The 2,932-nt window shown below is 70.3% G+C and carries 3 protein-coding genes; 1 reads left to right on the plus strand and 2 read right to left on the minus strand.

All coding sequences use genetic code 11. The features are described from left to right. Positions 1-29: 29 nt before the first annotated feature. On the minus strand, positions 30-452 hold the full coding sequence (locus tag AB0J68_RS30255; protein ID WP_354856220.1) for an SgcJ/EcaC family oxidoreductase: 423 nt from the start codon (positions 450-452) through the stop codon (positions 30-32). Positions 453-700: 248 nt separating this feature from the next. Next, positions 701-1,882 carry an acyl-CoA dehydrogenase gene (locus AB0J68_RS30260; RefSeq protein ID WP_355068977.1) on the minus strand — a complete coding sequence of 394 codons (1,182 nt, stop codon included), beginning with the start codon at positions 1,880-1,882 and terminating at the stop codon, positions 701-703. A 248-nt stretch (positions 1,883-2,130) separates the two neighbouring features. Here AB0J68_RS30260 and AB0J68_RS30265 point away from each other — a divergent pair, with 248 nt between their 5' ends. Then, positions 2,131-2,871, plus strand: a complete 741-nt coding sequence (locus tag AB0J68_RS30265; RefSeq protein WP_363942074.1) for an SDR family oxidoreductase — start codon at positions 2,131-2,133, stop codon at positions 2,869-2,871. The last annotated feature ends 61 nt before the right edge of the window (positions 2,872-2,932 follow it).

Consider the following 2,932-nt stretch of genomic DNA (forward strand, 5'->3'; position numbering starts at 1 on the left):
CCAGCTGGCCGGCCCTCAGAACGTGCTACTCAGGCTGGGTCACGCGGGCAGTTCTGGTAGACCGAGAGCACCCAGGCGTCGTCCCGCTTGACGAGGATCCACGAGGCCCGGATGGCGTCCGCGGAGGCCAGGTCGGTGCTCCCGGCCGCGATCACCCCGCCGACGGTCAACAACGCGACCGCGCCGGGCCCGAGGGGCTTGACGTCGATCGGCTTCCCGGTGACGGTCGTGCCGGCGTACACGCCCTGGTAGGCATCCGCCATGTAGTCGCGAATGGCCGTGCGGCCCTTCACGTACACGCCCGGCAGGATGAGCGTGCCGTCCTCGGCGAACAGGTCGGCGAAGGCGTCGGCGTCATGGGCCGCCCAGGCCTTCACCATCCGGGCCGACACGGCGCCGATCGCCGCCTGGTCCGATCCGTCCAGGACCGGAGCTTGTGTGTTGGTGGTCATCTGCTACCCACTTCCGTCGGTCGTCGATCGATGGCAACTGATGACCATCGTGGCCGGATCCGCGCCGTCCTGGCGTCTTCCAGCGTGCGCCGGGCCGACAGGGCGCAACGTCCGAGAAGTGCCGGCCGCCTGGTCCCGCCAGCGATGGAAGTCGGTGCCGGCTCGGACCGGGTCGCCGGACGCATCCGTGTACGCGCGCGCGGATGCCCACCGACGTATCGGTGGACATCCGCGAGCTGGTGGACCGATCAGATGAAGAACGTGTTGGGCTCCAGGCCGCACAGCACCCGGCCGTAGAGCTCCATCGTGGTCGTCGGCAGATGCAGAGCGTGCAGGGTGACCGCGCGGACGTCGCGCCGGATCCGCTGGATCGGCTCCCGCGTGTAGATCGACGATGCGCCACACGCGCCGGCCAGGATGTCGACCGCCTCGGCGGTCAGCTGCGGCACACGACCCGCCACGGCCCTGGCGTACGCGCGGTCGCGGACCGTCCACGGCTCCCGCGTCAGACCGCGCTCGTCCACCAACGTGGCGAGCCTGCGCGCGTGCCCCTCGGCCTCGTCGATCTTGAGGGCGGCGTCGGCCGCCTGCAGGTGCGTGATCGGCGCGTCCGCCTGGCGCTCGTAGTTGGTGTTGGAGATGGGCCGTTCGTTGATCCGGGCATAGAACTGCTCCTCGGCAGCACGCGCCATGCCGATCATCTTGCCGGAGGTCGACGCCGCCACCGCCGCGACCAGTGGCGACTGGAACATCGGCAGGTCCCGGTTGCGCTCGGACGCGTACTCGCCGGCGGTGAACGCGGCGATCCGCATGACGTTGGCGCCGGGCACGAAGACATCCTCCGCGACGGCCCTGACGCTGCCGGTCCCGGAGAGCGCGGACACGTGCCAGTCGTCCACGATGCGCAGCGCGCTCATCGGCACCACTGCCATCACCGGCTCGGGCTCGCCCTCGGACGGGATGAGCAGGGTGGAGAGCAGCTTCCACCCGCTGTGCGCGGCGCCACTGTTGAACGCCCACTCACCGTTGACCACGATGCCGCCGTCCTTGGGGACTCCGGTGCCGTTGAGCGCCAGCGTCCCACTGATCCGGGCGTCCGGGTCCGCGAAGATCTCGTCCTGCACCTCGTCCGGGAACAGGCCGACGTTCCACGAGGTGATCCACCAGGCGGCGACGTCGAACGCCGCGGCGCCGTCGCCGCGACCCAGCTCGATGCCGACGTCCAGCAGTGTGTGGGCGTCCACCTCGTACCCGCCGAAGCGCGCCGCGGTACGCATGCGGAAGATTCCGGCAGCCGTCATGGCCTCGACACTCTCGTCGGCGAGCCGGCGGTTCTCCTCCTGCCACAACGAATTCTTCCGGAGCACCGGGACAATGTCGGCCGCCCTCTTCGTCAGATCGGTTCGGTGTGACGTCTCGGTTGTCTGCACGGGGTCTCCTCCTGGTACGGCCCCATCGTGCCCCCGCGGGGAAGCGGATGGCGCAAACGGGCGGCTGCATGAAGCGCTGAAGGTCGTTGCCGGGAATTCAGGAAGTCACGTTAACCCCTGGGCGTCGGCCGGAAAAGACACATCAGAGCGTCGTGCGGAACCGCGCATTCTGAAAGAAGATCGGGCTCGACCAGGATCGTAGCTTTACGGTGACCAATTGACCGACGGCATCACGAATGGTGGACGAGATGAGTTACTGGTCCGATCGGAAGGTGCTCGTGGTCGGCGCGAGCCGTGGCCTCGGCCGTGGGGTGACCGAGGCGTTCCTGGCGGCTGGCGCGACGGTGACCGCCCTGTCGCGGGACACCGCACCGCTGGCCGCCCTGGCCGACGCGCACGGCAACCTGAGCCTGGTCGACGCGGACGCCACCGACCCGGCCAGCCTCGACGTCCTCCGCCGGAACCCGCCGGACGTCCTCGCCCTGGTAGCCGGCGCCGCACCCGTGCTGCGTCCGCTGACGGAGCAGACCTGGGAGTCGTTCTCCACCCCCTGGAACACCGACGTGCGCATCGCGTTCCTCTGGCTGCGTCAGGTGTTGCGGCAGCCCCTGGCGCCCGGCAGCCGGGTCATCGTGACCAGCAGCGGCGCCGCGCTGAAGGGCTCCGTGCTCAGCGGCGGCTACGCCGGAGGCAAAGCGACAGTACGCTTCCTCGCCGACTACGCGGCCCAGGAGGCCGCACGTGCCGGGCTGGACATCACGTTCCACACGGTGCTGCCGCAGCTCACTCCGGAAACCGGCCTCGGCCGGGCGGCGGTCGACGCGTACGCCGAGCGCGCCGGCGTCCCGCCCGAGACGTTCGTCGAGCCCATGCGCCCGGTGCTGACGCCGGAGGCGGCGGGTGCGGCCTTCCTGCGGCTCGGCGGCGACCCGACCCCGCCCGGCACCGTGCACCTGCTGTCCGGCGCCGGCCTGACGCGACTGCCCTGAGCCCGCGCAGACCGTTTCAGGGAAACCCAGGAGTTACGCACGGCGGTGGCCACCACGATGG

Source organism: Micromonospora sp. NPDC049580 (assembly GCF_040675595.1).
GTDB lineage: Bacteria > Actinomycetota > Actinomycetes > Mycobacteriales > Micromonosporaceae > Micromonospora.

Coding starts and splice junctions, on each gene's coding strand:
- AB0J68_RS30255 (WP_354856220.1), bottom strand. CDS start 452: ATGACCACCAACACACAAGCTCCGGTCCTGGACGGATCGGACCAGGCG.
- AB0J68_RS30265 (WP_363942074.1), top strand. CDS start 2,131: ATGAGTTACTGGTCCGATCGGAAGGTGCTCGTGGTCGGCGCGAGCCGT.